Here is a 17,536-nt window from a genome sequence, read left to right as displayed (position 1 = left end):
ATGAAGAATATACTTATTGGATTCATGACAATTCTATTTTTTCAGTCTCTTTATGCAAAGGAGCTGAGCTTAAATTATAACGATTATGACAGTGCACATAGTGGAGATAAGAAAATCATCTTTCATATGGAGTCCACTAAGGCGGGGCTTATTACAACCAGTTTTGATGGTGTTGTTAAAGAAGGAAGTATTGTATATAAAGAAGAAAAAGGGCAATATCGAGATGTTGTTATTAGGATAAAGGCAATGAGCTTGGATACTGATAACGATGCAAGAAATGAAAAAATGTATGAGGAGACATTAGCTGTTAAGAAGTATCCTGAAATCATTGTTTCTCTAAATGGTCCTATCAAATTTAATCAAGAAAATATTGCTATCATTAAAATTAGAGGGCAAGAGTATCCAATTAAAATCTTTATGAGGGAAAGTCATAATGAAAAACAAACCTTGATTTCAGGGCATTCAAATGTATCAATTAAGGCGTTAAAGATACCAGATCCATCAATTTGGATTGCCTCTGTCAGAGATCTCGTTGAGATAAAATTCACATTTGTCCTTTAATTTGTTAACATGCATTGCAATACAAAAATTTGAAAAGGATAAATTTTGAAAGATGCAAAATTAGTATGGTCTGACGAGGCCGGTGATTTACGCAAAAAGAATTCAAATAAAAATGCCAACGAAGAAGTTAACGAATCTGAACTTGTTCTAAGTATTAGACGACTTACCTCAGGTAAGGGCCGTGCTATTGTGGAGATCTCAAGCCTTCCAAATAATAAGAAATGGTGCCAAAAACTAGCAAAAGAATGCAAGAAGTCCCTAGGTGTAGGCGGTGCTTATAAGAATGATTATATCGAAGTTCATGGTGAAAAACTTGAAGAAGTGAAGGCGCTACTCGATAAAAAGAATTTGAAGTGGAAGCAGACTGGAGGCTAGACTATCAAATATTTGCGTGCTAATATTTTTATCATGTTAAGAATTCTTCTTTCTCTATTCACAATTGCCATGATTTTTGTGAGCTTCTCTCACGAGGCCCACGAAGTTATGACTGAACTACAAGTTAAAGTAGAGAAAATTAATTCCTCACACGATATTACTCCTGCTAATCACTGCGATGGCCATGATAGTAACCCAGACCACTGTCATATTCATTGTACAGGACTTCATTTCGTGGCCGATATACACCAAGTACACCAGTTAGATGTGCCAGTTAAAATTGAATCTCAATCATTAATTTCCAGAGATAGTTTCTTTAAATCTCCATTCTTAGATCCTGCAATAAAACCTCCTTCACATTCTTAAGTTAAATTAACACGACTTTTATCAAAGAATATTAGAAGGATAGTTACATGAAATGCTTATATACTTGCTTCTTAACGCTTGTACTCTCACAAGTAGCGTTTGCTAGTGCTACAAATAGTACGTGTCAGATTAAAGACGCTAATGAGTTCTTAAAGCTCATTAAAGAAAATCATCAAGTCAATCTCTTGGCAGAATCAACAAGAGAATCACTAGCAGGAGAAATAGAGTCTGCAAATGCTATTTATAATCCAGAACTTGAATCTGAGATAGTTTCTGGTGGCAGTGGAGAACTAAACTCCATGATTAAGATTGCTCAAACATTTGAGCTCGGTGGAAAACGTGGGGCCCGTGAAAGTCTTGCGAAAAATCAAATGGCACTGGGTGAATTAGAGATAAAGAATAACAAAGAGAATGTTATTTTAGAAAATGTTTTGAGTCTTTACCGCTTAAGACAAATCAATGAATTGATACCAATTTATAAAGAAGCATATGAGTCCCTACAAAGTCTTTTAAAGAAGAAGGGCCGTATCAAGAAATCTCTTTCTCCTTCTCAGGAGGTTGAATATGAAACTCTTTCACTTGCCATTGACGATTACTACCTAAAACTCTCTGAGCTGACGGCCAAGAGAGCGACTCTCTTAACTCATTTGAAATTAAATGCAGGAGGAGGGTGTGTTGTTAAGCTAACTTCTTTACCAAGAGAATTTCGTTTTAAGAATATTTCTATGCAAGAGCTTAACTTAGAAGAAAGTACTGAGTTTCAAAAGAATAAGGCAAAACTTTTGGCTGCAAAGTCTAATTATGATCTGGCAAAATCTAATGCCTATAGTGATTTAAAAATTGGGCCGATGTATGAGTTTGCAAAGACCGATAACCAAAAGGATCATGCTTTTGGATTAAGTCTCTCTTTCGATATACCTGTTTTTAATACCAATGATGGGCCAAAGGCGAAAGCTCTAGCGCAAGTTAAGAGAGCCGAATTTGATATGCGCTACCAAGAGATTGACTTGAAGATGGACTTAAATAATTGGTTAGCAAAGTACAAAAGGTATAAGTCAGTTTATCAGCGTATGGTTTCAAGAAGTTCACTTGAGAAGAAACATAAGCGTATTGAAACTCTCTTTCAACGAGGAGTCATTTCTACTGGGCTTGTTATTGAGGCCCATAGGCAACTCGTTGATTTCACTAATCGTCGTAACGATTATGAACTTGGAGCCGTTGAAGCTTTATGGAATATCTATCTGTTACGCGGATCAATTTTAAAGGAAAGAATATGAAATATATTAAATTAATAGTCTTAGTCTTCTCTCTAAGCATTTTTGCTAGTGGAGACGATCATCACGATAATCACCACGAGGACCACCATGAAGAACACAATGGTGAACACAAAGGTGAGCATGGAGAACATCATGACGATCATCATGACGATCATCATGGCCATGGACATGGAAATGAGAGATCTGGTAAAGATAAGGCCATCACTGAAATTGATGAGCACTTAGGTTTAAAACTTTCAGCTCAAGCAACCGCACGCTTAAAGATTAAAACAATTCCATTTTCTGATAATTTCAATGATCTAAATAAGTCATCATATGTGATCATCGGAAAAGAACGCGCTCTTTATCGCAAGAGAGATGGTTTTTATAAGCTCATTGATGAGCATGATTTTTCCACTGCATTTAAACCCTCAGATGAGATTGTTATTGAAGGAATAGAGCTTCTTAGAATAAGCGATATCTTCTCAACTGATAAGTCAGAATATGGCCACGCACATTAGGATTGGGGGATAAGATGAATTTAATTAATAAGCTTATTGAATTTAGTGTTCATAATCGACTCTTTGTCTTTATCGCAACGGTTATTCTCATTATTGGTGGGATCTATTCATTTGATCGACTAGCAATTGATGCTGTTCCAGATATAACAAATACTCAAGTACAAGTTAATACCGGAGTTAAAGGTCTAACACCCGAAGAAGTTGAGCGAATGGTGACTTTCCCAATTGAGTCGGCCTTAACAGGTATGCCTGGTGTGGAACAAACACGCTCAGTTTCAAAGTATGGAATTTCACAAGTTACAGTAATCTTTAGTGAAGAGACAGATATTTACAAGGCTCGTCAGTTAACGTCAGAGAAACTTGTTAATTTGGAGCTCCCTCAAGGAATAAAACCTGAGATGGGACCTATATCCACAGGATTAGGGGAGATTTTTCACTACTCTCTAAAGTCTAAGAAAGAATATGTTAACGAAGAGGAGAAACTTCTCTCTTTAATGGAGCTTCGCTCAATTCAAGATTGGTTTATCAAGCCACGTCTTTTAACTGTAAAAGGGGTAACCGAAGTCAATACAACTGGCGGTTATGAGAAGCAATATTTCATTCAACCAGATATTGATAAAATGGCCCGCTTCGGAATTCACTTTGATGATATTGAAGAAGCAATTCGCAGTACAAATATTAATGTGGGTGGTGGCTATATCCCACAAACTGGAGAACAATTACTTGTTCGAGGTGTAGGACTATTAAAGTCTATTTCTGATATTGAAAATATTGTTATTAAGCGTCTTGGCTCTCTTGATATTATTCGTGTCAAAGATGTGGCCCAAGTTAAGTTTGATAAAGAGATTCGCACAGGTGCAGCAACTCATAATGGCCAAGAGGCTGTTCTTGGAACGGCCTTTATGCTCTTAGGGGAAAACTCTCGTGCTGTTTCAATTCGTTTAAAAGATAAAATTGATGAAATTAAAAAGAATTTACCAGACTGGGTTGAATTAGAAGTTGTCTATAATCGTTCTGAAATGGTTAATGCAACTTTAAGTACAGTAGAGCATAACTTAATTGTTGGAGCGGGTCTTGTCATGGCCTTTCTCATGCTTCTTGTTGGAAATTTTAGAGCAGCTATAATTGTCGCAGCAACGATTCCAATTTCTCTTTTAATCACATTTATTCTAATGCGCTGGCAAAATGTCTCAGGAAACCTTATGAGTTTAGGGGCCCTCGACTTTGGAATCATCGTAGATGGTGCTGTTATTGTGATTGAAAATTGCGTCCACCGCATACAAAAGAAAACAAAGGAGCTTGGTCGATCTTTAACAAGAGATGAAATTAAAAACCTTGTTATTCAAAGTGCGATAGAGATTCGATCAGCGGCAGGTTTTGGTGAGCTCATTGTTATTGTGGTCTTTATTCCTCTTTTTGCTTTAACAGGAATTGAAGGGAAGATGTTTGGTCCAATGGCCATGACATTTATTATGGCCCTTGCAAGTGCTCTTGTTCTTTCATTCACTCTTGTTCCGGCCTTAGCTGCAACATTTTTAAGTTCTAACACAAAAGATGTTGAGCCAAGACTAATGACAATGGCAAAGCGATCATTTGCTCCTATTCTAGATCTAGCATTAAGGTTTAAAAAAGTTGTTCTTGGTTTTGGATTGGCAAGTATCGCTCTTGGTGTCTTACTCTTTTCTTCCCTTGGTTCTGAATTCATTCCTCAACTTGATGAAGGAGACTTTGCTGTCCAATTTATTCGTCCAGCAAATATTAGTATTGAAAATTCAATCAAACTTCAACGCTTAAGTGAAGATGTCATTAAAGAATTCCCTCAGGTTAAAAATGCTTTTGGCCGTACTGGTGCTGGTGAAATAAGTACCGATCCTATGGGGGTTAATATCTCAGACACTTATGTCATGCTAAATCCAAAAAGTATGTGGCCTAAAGGGGATATTAAAACGAAGAAGGATTTGATGGAGGAGATTCGCAAGGCCCTGGCCATTAATATTCCGGCCCAAGTGATGATGTTTTCTCAACCAGTTGAACTTCGTTTTAATGAGATTCTTGAAGGGACTCGATCTGAAGTTTCAGCTAAGGTCTACGGTGAAGATCTGGCCGTCATAACTGATGTTGCAAATAAGGTTGCGGCCGCAATTAAGAAAGTCGATGGTGCAGGAGAAGTAGAAGTCGAATCAAAGGGAATGTCTCCAATGATTCAATACACTCCTAAACTTGATGAACTTGCAAAACTTGGTGTTAGTAGTAAACCAGTATTAGATGTCATTTCAACGGCCATTGGTGGCGCTCAAGTTGGTAGCATTTATGATGGTGTTAAGAAGTATCCAATTGTCACAAGACTCTCTGGTGAAGAAAGGCGTGATGTTGAAACGATCTCCAATCTACCGGTTGGAATTTCAGATGGGTATACTGTAAAAATAAGTGACGTTGCCCATATTGATTTTTCTGAAACCTATTCTTCTGTCAATCGTGAAAACTCTGTTCGAAGACTTGCTATTCTTATCAATCCAAAAACTCGTGATATTGAAAACTTTGTAAAGAATGCATCTAAGGAAGTTGAGAAGCTTAACCTTCCCGATGGCTACTATGTTGAATGGGGTGGAAGCTTTAGGAATCTCATTTCTGCTAAGAAGCGCTTAAGTATTCTTGTTCCTCTAGCTCTTTTACTAATTCTCGTTATGCTCTATGGTGCTTTTAGAAATTATGCACAAGTGTTTCTTATTTTCTTATGCGCACCAATGGCCTTAATTGGTGGAGTTCTTTCACTTAAATTACTTGGCCTACCATTTAGTATTTCAGCTGGAGTCGGCTTTATTGCTCTTTGTGGTATTAGTATTTTAAATGGTGTGGTTTTAGTAACGTATTTTAATCGTCTTCTAAAAGATGGTAAGTCTCCAGATGATGTCGTTCGAGAAGGGACGATGATTAGACTAAGGCCTGTTCTAATGACTGCACTAACTGATATTTTTGGTTTTTTACCAATGGTTTTTTCAACGGGACTTGGTGGCGAAGTTCAGCGCCCTCTTGCAACAGTTGTTGTTGGGGGAATATTGTCGGCAACAATTTTAACATTAATTGTCTTACCATCTCTCTATCGACTCTTTATTCATAAAATGCGTCCGCAATAATCTATAAAGCCTTAAAATTTAAGAGAAATCTTAAGTTTTAAGGCTTTCTTTATTCTGTCACAATATGGTGTTTAATCTTAGTTCACTAGCTTTAAATTTTTCAATTTTAGAATATTTTATTCAATAAATGATAATTTATTCTCAAATATTTAATAGGGGAGAAAATGAGGAAAATTTCAATTATTGCATTACTTGCACTTTTGAATCTATCAACTTCGGCCAGCCTTTCTAATATAGAGGGACTATCAAGTTGTCGCTTCTCAAGTAAGTATGAAGCACGAAATTTTGCAAAGGCACTTAATGGCTCTGTTGTTGCAGCGGCCCGAATTAGCACTGCTGATCTTGCTCAAGTCGATTCGTGTTCGACTGCTATGACTATGGCACTAAAAGAAGGTTATAAATACGAAGATATTATCAATAACGTTGATACTTCTAAGAAGTTATTTGATAACGGAATCGAAGCAACAATACTTTTAAAAGGTATTGATGAGTATGTCGTCAATGGGACGACTTACACGGGTACTAATTCTATCATTGATGGTGACTTCGACATGATGGTTAGTGTTAATGGTAAGCGAAATGAAATTTCTCAAGGTATCCCAACTGATGTGGGAAGCAATTCATTCATAATTAAAGTTCTTTCCGATAAGAAGATTAATATTAGTAGCAAAGAAAATGATCTGGATGCCAATGTAAATGCAATTATCACTAAGGATGAAAAAGGTGAGATAAAATCATTTTCTGTACTTTCTAAAGACTTAGAAGCCTTTTTAAAGCCTGTCCTTGACGAACAAGGAATCTCTTTGGCCAAAAGCCTTAATATGAATACTCAGGATTTAAGTTTTGCCATGGATTATGAAGTGTCGGCCATGGATTGTGGAAAAGATCTAAAAGGTGTTTTTAAATGCTCCAGCGCATTTATTTTTAAAATGTCTGTCCAATTCTAATTGGCACTAATTTGACCAACTTAACTTATTAAGTTGGTCAAGTCTTTGATATCATTATAAATATAAGATAAATATTTAATTTCTGATATAATTACTCCGTTAAGTGTAATGGGAGAATTATATGAGGAAATCATTTATTGCGACATTTACACTAATTTCATTAGTTTCAATACCCGCTCAATCAAAAATGATTGTTGAAAAAGAAGAATATAATGCTCAGGCCATTATCAAAGAGTATGCTCTTGAAAACTTCTATCAACGCTTCCTTGATATTACTGATACATATAATGATAATCGTCTCGATCCTGAGACATTTGCAACTTCTTTCAAAGACGTTAAAGAACAACATAAGTTTTATCGTTGGGCCAAGAAAGTTGGTATAAAGAAATTACCAGAGGCAAAAATTGAAGAAGGTATTGCAACAATTCAAGTCGGTGAACATAAGATTCAATATTCGATTGCAACACTTGTTAAAAATGAAATCCTTGTCAATGGTAGGGCCTATGAGTTTGAGAAATTAAGCTTTAATCAAGCATTTAATAAGCTTAAGGATAAGGTTAATACACAAAAGAGGGTAACAATCCTAGACCTTATTGTGAGTCCTGCATTTGCAGATGCAAATACAGGGTTAGAAAATGCGATGTTAGCAACACTACTATACTTAAACTCTGACTTTGCTGAGAGAGAGTGGTGTGTATCCTGCTCAGATGAAAATAAGGAAGTCACTAAGAAAAACTTTGAAAAACTACTTTCAAAAGTAGATGAAAAAATAGTCGCATGTGAAAATGAGTCTGCTGGAATTGAAGACGTCTACAGTAATATTTCATATTTTGAAGGTCGTGATGATGAGGGCGGTTTTAGAATGACTTCAGCTGCCAATCTCAAGAATTACTTTCCTCAAATTGAAAGAGAGTTAAAAGATGTAACATGTGAGTCTCTAGTCTTTGATATTTATAAAGATGAAATCTTTCCAGGCAAAAAGCATCTTATTACTCAATATGCAGAAGGTGATAGTTATCGCCGAGCAAATATGGCCACAACAGTGAAGCAGAAGTACGATAGTAAAGTTAAAGCAAGCTGTGATCGTGTTGCTCAATTAAATGCATGTATGCTTAATAACTCTTATTCAGCTCAAGATGTCTATAATAATTCGCGATCTTCAGGTGAAAAAGAATTCAACTGGCGCTCAAAACCTAGAAAAGATTATAAAGTACGAGGTATTTCACAATAGAATCTTCAGATCTTTTGTGCTAAAAATGACGCTATGGATGAATTATCAGAAGCATTTGAAAATATCTTAGAAAAAATTGAGTTTAAGAAGCATCAGCAATTTGCTGAATTCTTACCTAAGCTTATCCACGTCTCTAACGATTCGTCTAAGAGTACGTACGCAATGTACAATAATATGGTTTTTAAACTCGATGAATTCTTTAAAGGAATGCCTAATTTTCAAAATGAATTTGGTAAAGATAAGAAGTATCTTGCAGGAACTCATGTTCTTCGTGCTATTACTGACGAGTTAGGCTTTGAATTAGATGATGAAGAGCTTTTCATTATTTATCACTTAAGGGATCTTGGAAAGTTTAGAAAGAGAGAAAAAGATCTCCATGATGAACTTAAAAGTCTTTGGACTCAGCCACAGTACAAGGAGTTTGCTCTTGGTGATCAAGACTTTTCTCACGCCATTAAAAATCTTATGCGTGCAAAATTCATTGATTACCGTCGCGGAAATCTCCATATAAAGCCGTCTCTAATTGTAAGATTTAAGAATCGCTATTAAGCGCTCCGCAAAATTGGCCGCCCAAAGGCGGGCTATTGTTTGCGGCGCTAGCTCCCCATCACTTTAGCTATAAAATAGGAGCGAGAGGAGTGCATTTATGCACGACGGTTCGTCTCAGGAGCAATGGGAAAGCTTGCGCAAAAGAAAAGCGACATTTTGGCGAAGCCAAAATTAGCAAACTAAATGTCATTAACCACCTCCAAAAAGATCTTCCCAAACCTTTTTAGCTTCTTTGGCCCAACACCATAGATATCTTCTAGGTCGGCGAGGGTTTGTGGACGTTGCGCGGCCATCTCCATAAGAGTCTTATCTGGAAAGATCTTAAAGGCCTGAGTCCGCTTTTGCTTGGCAAGCTTGGAGCGCAGGACTCTTAGGTTTTCATAAAGTGTCTTATCGGTTCCATCGTTAGGCTTATAAGTTGCTACTGGCTTCTTGCGAGTCGTTTTCTTTTTCGTCGTTTTTTTCTTTGTTGCCTTAGCTGCTTTCTTTGCTGCTTTTACTTTTGCAGCTGGTGCCCCTTTTTTAAAGTCTGCGCGAATAAAGACTTCTTTGCGATCTTCGATCACTTCAATGGCCGATTGAGTGAGCTTGATTTGCGACGTTCCGTCCATAATCATTTTGAGATGCCCTTGAGCAATCAGTTGGCGACAAAGTGAATAGAGAAAGCCTTCGTCCTCGCTACTTGCATAACCAAAGCTTGTTATATGGTGGTGGCCATTCTTTTGAATAACACCCGAGATATTACCTTTAAGAACATCCACAATATAATGAACGTTGTAGCGTTGATCTGTTTCATAAACACAAGTTAAAACTGCCTTGGCCAGTTGTGTTGCATTGATACGCTTATGTTTCGTCTGATCGTTTAAGCAAATATCACAATTTCCACATGGGCCAACATATGGATCATTAAAGTAATTAAGAAGAACCTCTCGGCGACAAGTGGTTGCTTCACTAAAGCCTAGAATGGCATCAAGTTTTTCTTCCGTTACTCTTCTTCTGGCAGCAGAGCTTACACCTTTAGTGGCAATTCGTTTAAGAAGAACAAGATCTCTTAGTCCATAGAACATGAGAACTTTTGAAGGCAGACCATCACGACCAGCTCGTCCTGTTTCTTGGTAGTATGATTCAAGACATTTTGGCATATCCATATGGGCAACAAAACGAACGTCTGCTTTATCAATTCCCATTCCAAATGCAATGGTTGCTACAACGATAACGTTACTATCGTTAATAAACTTTTCTTGTACTTTTTCTCGGTAAGGAGCACTCATCCCGGCATGATAGGCATAGGCTTTAAAGCCCGCCTTAACAAGTTTATTGGCGCACTCTTCAACACCACGGCGAGAGAGGCAGTAAACGATACCAGATTGGCCATCGAGGTTTTCACGAATGAATTCTTCAAGCTTAAAAAAGTCTTTTTCTTTTGTGGTTTTCTTACTGACGGCGTAAGTAATATTAGGACGATCAAATGAGCTAATAAATATACCTGCACCATGAAGGTTCAGACAGCGAATAATTTCTCCGCGAGTTGCCTCTCCAGCAGTTGCGGTTAAGGCCATTCTTGGAACATCTGGGAATTTCTTAGTGATCATTCCAAGTTGCATATATTCAGGCCTAAAGTCATGGCCCCACTGGGAAACACAGTGGGCCTCATCAATGGCAAAGAGTGAAATTTCAATTCGCTCTAGGATGCGTTGAAAGTATTCATTCATCATACGCTCAGGTGAGACGTAGAGAATTTTAATATTTCCATTGAGAAGGTTTCCAACAATATCATCTTGTTCACTATGAGAGATTGATGAATTAAGATAAGCGGCCTCAACACCTTTTTCAATAAGTGCATCGACTTGGTCTTTCATAAGTGCAATGAGAGGAGAGATAACAATGGCCGTCCCAAAGCGGGCCAGGGCAGGAATCTGATAGCATAATGACTTACCGCCACCTGTTGGCATTAGGACCAGTGCGTTGTTTCCAGCGATAACGCTTTCCATAATTTGCTCCTGTTTGCCGCGAAACGCATCATATTTGAATATATTTTGAAGTATTTCAATTCCCTGACTCACTACTATAGTTTAACTGATCATAAAGGGTCGGCAAAGCTTTAAAAGCTGTAATGTTAAATCTTTGTAAAAAAGCGAAATGAACTTCGCTATTTTTGCTGTGATGCCATAGAATATTTAAAATGGGGTTTTATATGAATAAATTATTATTAGTTCTATTAATCAGCTTTAGTGCACTTGCATCAAATAAAGTTTTATTTCTAGGAGATTCTCTGACTGCTGGTTATGGAATTGACCCGGAAAAAGCCTATCCGAATCTCGTTAGAGATATTCTAAAGAAAGAAGGGATTGAGATCACTGTTATGAATGCTAGTATCAGTGGCTCAACTTCAGCTTCAGCTGTTTCCCGTCTAAAGTGGTCACTACGAGGTAAGCCAGATGTGATGTTATTAGCTCTTGGTGCAAATGACGGTCTAAGAGGAATTAAACTTCACTCGACAAAAGATAATCTTAAAAAGGCCATTAAGTTAGCAAAATCAAAAGGTGTAAAAGTGATTCTTGCAGGAATGCAGATCCCACCAAATTATGGGCCTGAGTATACAAAAGAGTTTAAGAAAATGTTTCCTGATTTAAAAAAAGAAGAAGGAGTAACCTTACTTCCTTTTCTCTTAAAAGACGTAGCAGGACAAAGAAAACTAAATTTAGATGATGGAATTCATCCAAATGAAGAAGGGCATAAGATCATTGCAAAAACTGTTGCCCCATTTATTAAGGGAGCACTTTAATGACTGAAATTGTTTTAACTTTAGATGAAGTAAAAAAAGACTTTTCTCAAGGGGAAGAAGTATTAAACGTTCTAAAGGGCGTTGACCTAAATGTTAGTGAAGGGGAAACCATTGCCATTCTAGGTAAGTCAGGAAGTGGTAAATCAACTCTGCTTTCACTACTGTGTGGAATTGATGATGCAACTTCCGGCAATATTTCTTATCGTTCTAATTCTCTCAAGAACTTAAATAGTGAAGAGATAACTGATCTTCGAGCAAAACATATTGGTGTTGTATTTCAACAATTTCACCTATTAGAACATCTAAACGCATATGAAAATGTTCTGCTACCTTTAGAGGTCAATGGTAATAGTGATAAAAGTGAGCGAGTGGACTACTTCTTAGAAAAAGTCGGAATGTCTCATCGAAAAAGTCACTTTCCAAACCAACTAAGTGGCGGAGAAAAGCAAAGGATTGCTATTGCCCGAGCTCTCGTTACTCATCCTGGTGTTTTATTGGCAGATGAGCCAAGTGGCTCTCTTGATGAGAATACAGGTGGTGAAGTTATGGATCTTATATTTGATATCGTTCGCGGTGAAAGGATGAGTCTTGTTCTTGTGACTCACGATAAGGACTTAGCTAAGAGATGTGAAAAAATATATCATCTTGAGAATGGAGTTCTTAGTCTTGAAGATTAAAATGGTAATGCGAGAGCTAAGAAGCTCTCCTGTATTCTTTCTTATTTTTATTTTAAATTTATCAATTGGAATGGTTGGGCTTTCAACAATTGAAGTATTTAAATCTTCTTTTGATAATGCTTTAAGTGCAAAGTCTAAAACTCTTCTTGGTTCTGATATTTCTATTAGTTCAAGAATTGCCATCACAAAAGACAGTCTTGATACGGCCAAGGAAAATCTCGATTATACTGAGATGACTAAGAATCGCTCTCTTTATTCCATGCTCTTTAACGGTGATAAGTCTCGTTTAGTTAATGTTAGAGGACTTGGTGCAGGCTTTCCATTTTATGGAGATATCATTGCAAAAAGTGGAAAACACTTTAAAGATATAAAAGATAATGAAGTTTTTATTTATCCAGAGCTTGTTGGGCAACTAGGTTTAGAAGTTGGTGATAATGTCAAAATAGGGGAGAAGTCCTTTGTTGTCGCAGGAATTGTAGAAGAGGATGGCGCGGCCGGATTTTCGATGGGGCAGCTTGCCCCGAGATTATATCTTAAAAATGAAGTTTTAAATTCAACCCAGCTTATTAAGCCTGGAAGTACAATTTGGAGAAGTGTTCATTTTAAAATTGCAGGTGAACTCTCAGATAAGAATTTAAGAGAAGTCGAAAAGAATTTAGAAAGTAAAATTGTGGACTCATCCATTCGAGTGAGATCACCACAGTCTAATTCCCAAAGAGTCGGTCGATCGATGGATTATCTGGGAGACTTTCTTGGCCTAGTATCTCTTTGTGGTCTTTTTCTAGCAGGACTTGGCCTAATCTACCTTTTTAGAGGCTTCTTATTAAAACGTAGAAAAGACCTTGCTATCCTAAGTTTCATAGGAATGCGTAAGAAAGATATCTTTAAAATCTATACATTAAAGCTTTTCTTTCTAGGTCTTATTGGTTCTCTATTTGGTATTACAATTGGTTCGGCCTTTAGTCCTGTTATTCAGACTATGGTTAGTAAGAACCTAGGTATTGATATTAAATTGCAATTTGAATTAACAACATTCTTCGTCACAATGGCCGTTGGTGTTGCTTCAACAATTGTCTTAGCTCCAGCTTTAATTATTCCTTATTTAAGACTAGACCAGAAGGCACTATTTGATCACGATACAACGCTTTCACGTAATATTTATGATTATTTATTATATATTCCAATTATTCTTTTTTACTGGGTAATGGCCATTTACTTAAGTGAAAGTATAAAAGTTGGAAGTGCATTTATCGCCGTCTTCCTTGTTATTGTCGGTATATTCTTTCCGTTGGGAAGCTTTATCTTAGATAGGCTTGGTAAACTTAGATTAAATCTTAATCTTTCATCGAGTATGGCCTATAAGTATGTAACTCGACATAAGATTTCCACTTTATTTATTTTTCTGTGCCTATTTATATCGACTTCACTTATGACTCTCATCCCATCGGTGAAAAACATTCTAAGTGCAGAGCTTTCGCTTCCCGCAGAAGAAAGACCTGTGTATTTTCTTTTTGATATCCAACCCGAACAAGTCGATGATTTAAAGTCTTTTATTAAAGAAAATAAATTAGAGCTCTTAAATATCTCTCCAATCGTTCGAGGACGACTTGTTAAAATTAATGGTGAAGGTTATAAACCTAGTGAAGGAGAAGATCTTACAAGGGAAGAACAAAGAGAGAGAAGGAGTCGTAACCGCTCCACGAATCTAAGTTATCGTGATCACCTCGTACGCGGTGAGGAGATTATAGAAGGACGCCTGCCTAAGAAGTTCGACTTTGAAACTGATGAAGTTGCAGAAGTCGGCCTAGAGTATCGATATGCAAATCGACTTGGAGTTGATTTAGGTGATGAGTTAGAATTCAATGTTTTGGGAATGCCAATACTAGCTAAGGTTGTTGCTCTTAGATCAATTCGTTGGACAAGCTTTCTTCCAAACTTCTTTATCTCTTTTGGCCCTGGTGTTCTTGAGGATGCACCAAAAACTTTTATCGCAGCAGTTGGTAAAGGTGAGGGCGTTGTAAATGATGAGCTACAATCAAATTTCGCCGCTAAATTTCAAAACGTATCACTTATCGATATTCAAAGTTCTCTAAAGAGGATCGCAACAATAATGGAGAGTATCACAAAGATTCTAGTCACTATGAGCTTCATTGTTTTCTTAGTTGGGCTCTTAGTGATCTATTCTCTAATCTCACATCAATTAGAGTCACGAAGAGAGGATATCTCTCTTTTAAATATAATTGGAATTCGATTTAGTGAGATCAGAAAGTCTGTTATGAAAGAGATGGCATTGATGGCCATAAGCTCTGTTTTAGTGGGTATTGTCCTTGGTCAACTGGTAACTTTTGCAATTGCTGAATTACAATTTGATCTGCGCTATATCTTTAGTGGAGTTGAAATTATTGGCTTTGGTATGCTGATAATTGTTCTTTCAATTATCATTTCTTTTGCTTCTTTTAATCGCTTTATTAGAAAGTAAAGGCGGCCCGGTATAAAGGCCGCCTTGGAGTAAGTATTGAAATTTACCAGTTATATCTTTCGGCACAGAAATAACGGTAATCGTTTTGGTAGTAATTTAGATCATCTCTAAGGTCAGCACAGATGTCATAACCAACAGAACAAGTATATGAGTAAAATGTTTGCTCAACGTGATCAGTATAGCTATCAACTAACTCGTAATTACATGTATCATATGAACTGTAACGGTGACGGTAACCATTATAAATGAAGTATGGGTAATCTGATCCATACCAATAACCATCACTATATGAAACTCTTACTCTTAGCCAACGGTTGTTATATACGTAAATTGGTCTAATTGTTCTGTGGTAGTCACGAGTCGTGTACCAACGACGATTGTGTCTTACATGATCGCGATATGGTGTGTGGCGATATCGACGATATGCTCTTGTTGGATCTGGTCTTCTTGTACGAGAATCATCGTATCTTCTATCAGTCGTTCTTCTTGTGCGAGAATCATCGTATCTTCTATCGTCAGTTCTTCTTGTGCGAGAATCGTCGTATCTTCTATCGTCAGTTCTTCTTGTGCGAGAATTGTCGTATCTTCTATCATCTGTTCTTCTCGTACGAGAGTCATCATAGCGACGATCATTACGAGTTCTTGAGTTATCATAACGTCTGTCATCTCTTGTATTTCTTGAACGACTTCTATCTGATTGGTTATTACCACGTGTACGGCTATTGTCGTATTTTCCACTATTTCCACGTGATCGACGATCGCGGTCATCACGTCTACCAGCTGCAAAAGTTGTGGCCGTAAGTGCTGCTAGAACAGCAAAAAGAACTAATTTTCTCATGAAGAATCTCCCTAGAGTTTATTAAAATATTCTTTCTTCTAGCTTGGGAAAAAGGAGATTTGAAATAAAAATTTTATTTGGCCGATTAAATTAACTTTCTTACATTTATTGTTACGATATTATAGGTATTTGGAAGGATTTCTTACATTGCACAAAGTCATAAGTGAGAACTAAGTAGCAAAAAGGCCTCAGTTAAGAGGCCTTGGTATTTCAAATTATTTAATTTTTGTTTTTAGGTAGTCATCGTAGCTGATGTACTTATCTTCGATCATTTTCCCAGTTTTATGATCTAGGTCGATAATACGGTTTGCAACCGTCTGAATGAACTCGTGGTCATGAGAAGTAAAGATTAGATTACCTTTAAATCTAGTGAAACCTTCGTTAACTGATGTGATACTTTCTAGGTCTAGGTGATCTGTTGGTCCATCGACTAGAAGAACATTTGCCCCTGAGAGCATAAGCTTAGACATCATACAACGAACTTTTTCTCCCCCTGAAAGAACATTCGTCTTTTTAAGAGCTTCCTCTCCTGAGAAAAGCATCTTACCAAGGAAGCCGCGAATAAATGTCTCGTCCTTATCTTCTGAGTATTGTCTAAGCCAGTTCACAAGATCATTCTTTCCATCCATGAAGTAGCTTGAGTTATCTTTTGGGAAGTATGACTTCGTTATTGTCACACCCCATTCAACGTCACCTGAATCCGGCTCCATTTCACCCATAAGGATTTTCATGAGAGTCGACTTTGCAACATCGTTCTCACCAAGAAGAACAATCTTGTCATCTTTATTGAGCATAAATGAAATATTATCAAGTAGCTTAACACCATCAATTGTCTTAGAAATATTATTAACTCGTAGGATCTCTTTTCCAGCTTCACGCTTTGGTTCAAAATGAACAAATGGATACTTACGAGTTGATTTTGGAAGATCGTTTAGCTCTAGTCTTTCTAATTGCTTTTGACGAGAAGTCGCCTGAGAAGACTTAGAAGCATTGGCAGAGAATCGTTGAATGAAGGCCTTAAGCTCTTTTGCCTTCTCTTCTGCTTTCTTATTCTGATCGGCACGAAGCTTTGCTGCAATCTCTGAAGACTTTCTCCAGAAGTCATAGTTTCCAGCGTAAGTTGTGATTTTACCAAAGTCGATATCTGCAATGTGTGTACAGACTTTATTTAAGAAGTGACGATCGTGGGATACAACGATCACAGTCTTTTCATAATTTAATAGGAAGTTCTCAAGCCACTGAATGGCCTTGATATCAAGGTTGTTTGTCGGCTCATCCAGAAGAAGAATATCTGGAGATCCAAATAATGCTTGAGCAAGTAAGACCTTTACTTTTTCTGGACCAGTAAGTTCTTTCATCGTCTTATAATGGTATTCAGTTCCGATCCCTAGACCAGAAAGAAGGATACCTGCTTCAGATTCTGCTTCGTAACCATTCATTTCGGCAAATTCACTTTCAAGCTCTGCTGCCTTCATTCCATCTTCATCACTAAAGTCTTCTTTCATGTAGATGGCATCTTTTTCTTTCATAATTGAGTAAAGCTTTTCGTTACCCATAAGAACAGCTTGAAGAACTTGTTCTTCTTCATATGCAAAGTGATCTTGCTTAAGAATTGAGAGGCGCTCACCTGGAGTGATATTAACTGTACCATTATTAGGTTCAATTTCTCCTGAAAGAATTTTTATAAACGTTGATTTTCCAGCACCATTGGCACCAATTAGCCCGTAGCAATTACCTGGAGTAAATTTAATATTAACGTCTTCAAATAGCTTCTTTCCACCAAAGCTTAAACCAACATTGGAAGTTGAAATCATAAA

General features: G+C 37.1%; 15 protein-coding genes. 12 read left to right on the top strand and 3 right to left on the bottom strand.

From position 1 onward, the window contains the following. The 9 genes from ACN5L8_RS04810 to ACN5L8_RS04770 all read left to right on the top strand — a co-directional run bounded on the left by ACN5L8_RS04810 (position 1) and on the right by ACN5L8_RS04770 (position 8,940). The gene (locus tag ACN5L8_RS04810) at positions 1-561 is read left to right on the top strand and encodes a YceI family protein (RefSeq protein ID WP_419172445.1); all 561 of its coding nucleotides are present in this window, start codon (positions 1-3) and stop codon (positions 559-561) included. A 45-nt stretch (positions 562-606) separates the two neighbouring features. After that, entirely contained in the window at positions 607-936 is a 330-nt protein-coding gene (locus tag ACN5L8_RS04805) for a hypothetical protein (protein WP_419172444.1), read from the top strand. A 33-nt stretch (positions 937-969) separates the two neighbouring features. Further along, complete coding sequence (locus ACN5L8_RS04800; RefSeq protein WP_419172443.1) at positions 970-1,302, top strand: hypothetical protein; 333 nt, start codon at positions 970-972, stop codon at positions 1,300-1,302. Positions 1,303-1,349: 47 nt separating this feature from the next. Then, entirely contained in the window at positions 1,350-2,579 is a 1,230-nt protein-coding gene (locus ACN5L8_RS04795) for a TolC family protein (protein ID WP_419172442.1), read from the top strand. After that, on the top strand, positions 2,576-3,079 hold the full coding sequence (locus ACN5L8_RS04790; protein WP_419172441.1) for a hypothetical protein: 504 nt from the start codon (positions 2,576-2,578) through the stop codon (positions 3,077-3,079). Before ACN5L8_RS04795 ends, ACN5L8_RS04790 begins: the two co-directional genes overlap by 4 nt. Positions 3,080-3,093: 14 nt before the next feature. Further along, positions 3,094-6,213 carry an efflux RND transporter permease subunit gene (locus tag ACN5L8_RS04785; RefSeq protein WP_419172440.1) on the top strand — a complete coding sequence of 1,040 codons (3,120 nt, stop codon included), beginning with the start codon at positions 3,094-3,096 and terminating at the stop codon, positions 6,211-6,213. A gap of 164 nt (positions 6,214-6,377) precedes the next feature. Next, complete coding sequence (locus ACN5L8_RS04780; RefSeq protein WP_419172439.1) at positions 6,378-7,160, top strand: hypothetical protein; 783 nt, start codon at positions 6,378-6,380, stop codon at positions 7,158-7,160. A 121-nt stretch (positions 7,161-7,281) separates the two neighbouring features. Continuing rightward, complete coding sequence (locus tag ACN5L8_RS04775) at positions 7,282-8,391, top strand: hypothetical protein (protein WP_115360816.1); 1,110 nt, start codon at positions 7,282-7,284, stop codon at positions 8,389-8,391. 33 nt (positions 8,392-8,424) lie between these two features. Beyond that, positions 8,425-8,940, top strand: coding sequence for a hypothetical protein (locus ACN5L8_RS04770; RefSeq protein ID WP_115360814.1), 516 nt, complete (start codon positions 8,425-8,427; stop codon positions 8,938-8,940). 179 nt (positions 8,941-9,119) lie between these two features. On the opposite strand, the gene recQ is transcribed toward ACN5L8_RS04770, so the two are convergent. Then, positions 9,120-11,003 (bottom strand): DNA helicase RecQ, encoded by a 1,884-nt coding sequence (gene recQ, locus ACN5L8_RS04765; protein WP_419172438.1) that lies wholly within the window; start codon positions 11,001-11,003, stop codon positions 9,120-9,122. 131 nt (positions 11,004-11,134) lie between these two features. On the opposite strand from recQ, the gene ACN5L8_RS04760 reads away from it, so the two are divergent. From ACN5L8_RS04760 to ACN5L8_RS04750, 3 genes are read left to right on the top strand one after another with little or no spacing between them, the layout of a single operon-like run. Next, the gene (locus ACN5L8_RS04760) at positions 11,135-11,725 is read left to right on the top strand and encodes an arylesterase (protein ID WP_120404490.1); all 591 of its coding nucleotides are present in this window, start codon (positions 11,135-11,137) and stop codon (positions 11,723-11,725) included. After that, the gene (locus tag ACN5L8_RS04755) at positions 11,725-12,402 is read left to right on the top strand and encodes an ABC transporter ATP-binding protein (protein ID WP_419172437.1); all 678 of its coding nucleotides are present in this window, start codon (positions 11,725-11,727) and stop codon (positions 12,400-12,402) included. Before ACN5L8_RS04760 ends, ACN5L8_RS04755 begins: the two co-directional genes overlap by 1 nt. Then, positions 12,392-14,881 carry an ABC transporter permease gene (locus ACN5L8_RS04750; protein WP_419172436.1) on the top strand — a complete coding sequence of 830 codons (2,490 nt, stop codon included), beginning with the start codon at positions 12,392-12,394 and terminating at the stop codon, positions 14,879-14,881. The genes ACN5L8_RS04755 and ACN5L8_RS04750 overlap by 11 nt, the downstream gene beginning before the upstream one ends. 43 nt (positions 14,882-14,924) lie before the next feature. Here ACN5L8_RS04750 and ACN5L8_RS04745 read toward each other — a convergent pair whose 3' ends face one another. Both ACN5L8_RS04745 and ACN5L8_RS04740 read right to left on the bottom strand, forming a co-directional pair. After that, positions 14,925-15,719 (bottom strand): hypothetical protein, encoded by a 795-nt coding sequence (locus ACN5L8_RS04745; protein WP_412474323.1) that lies wholly within the window; start codon positions 15,717-15,719, stop codon positions 14,925-14,927. A 215-nt stretch (positions 15,720-15,934) separates the two neighbouring features. Next, the gene (locus ACN5L8_RS04740) at positions 15,935-17,533 is read right to left on the bottom strand and encodes an ABC-F family ATP-binding cassette domain-containing protein (RefSeq protein ID WP_120404493.1); all 1,599 of its coding nucleotides are present in this window, start codon (positions 17,531-17,533) and stop codon (positions 15,935-15,937) included. Positions 17,534-17,536: the final 3 nt, after the last annotated feature.

The organism is Halobacteriovorax sp., assembly GCF_048381875.1.
GTDB classification, from domain to species: domain Bacteria; phylum Bdellovibrionota; class Bacteriovoracia; order Bacteriovoracales; family Bacteriovoracaceae; genus Halobacteriovorax_A; species Halobacteriovorax_A vibrionivorans.
The sequence above is the reverse complement of the archived record's forward strand: the minus strand, read 5'-3'. Positions and strand labels throughout refer to the sequence as shown.

Bases quoted from the DNA above. Each gene is read 5' to 3' on its own strand.
- ACN5L8_RS04790 (WP_419172441.1), top strand. From the start codon at position 2,576: ATGAAATATATTAAATTAATAGTCTTAGTCTTCTCTCTAAGCATTTTT.
- ACN5L8_RS04810 (WP_419172445.1), top strand. From the start codon at position 1: ATGAAGAATATACTTATTGGATTCATGACAATTCTATTTTTTCAGTCT.
- ACN5L8_RS04795 (WP_419172442.1), top strand. From the start codon at position 1,350: ATGAAATGCTTATATACTTGCTTCTTAACGCTTGTACTCTCACAAGTA.
- ACN5L8_RS04740 (WP_120404493.1), bottom strand. From the start codon at position 17,533: ATGATTTCAACTTCCAATGTTGGTTTAAGCTTTGGTGGAAAGAAGCTA.
- ACN5L8_RS04745 (WP_412474323.1), bottom strand. From the start codon at position 15,719: ATGAGAAAATTAGTTCTTTTTGCTGTTCTAGCAGCACTTACGGCCACA.
- ACN5L8_RS04775 (WP_115360816.1), top strand. From the start codon at position 7,282: ATGAGGAAATCATTTATTGCGACATTTACACTAATTTCATTAGTTTCA.
- ACN5L8_RS04780 (WP_419172439.1), top strand. From the start codon at position 6,378: ATGAGGAAAATTTCAATTATTGCATTACTTGCACTTTTGAATCTATCA.
- ACN5L8_RS04760 (WP_120404490.1), top strand. From the start codon at position 11,135: ATGAATAAATTATTATTAGTTCTATTAATCAGCTTTAGTGCACTTGCA.
- ACN5L8_RS04785 (WP_419172440.1), top strand. From the start codon at position 3,094: ATGAATTTAATTAATAAGCTTATTGAATTTAGTGTTCATAATCGACTC.
- ACN5L8_RS04755 (WP_419172437.1), top strand. From the start codon at position 11,725: ATGACTGAAATTGTTTTAACTTTAGATGAAGTAAAAAAAGACTTTTCT.
- ACN5L8_RS04800 (WP_419172443.1), top strand. From the start codon at position 970: ATGTTAAGAATTCTTCTTTCTCTATTCACAATTGCCATGATTTTTGTG.
- ACN5L8_RS04770 (WP_115360814.1), top strand. From the start codon at position 8,425: ATGGATGAATTATCAGAAGCATTTGAAAATATCTTAGAAAAAATTGAG.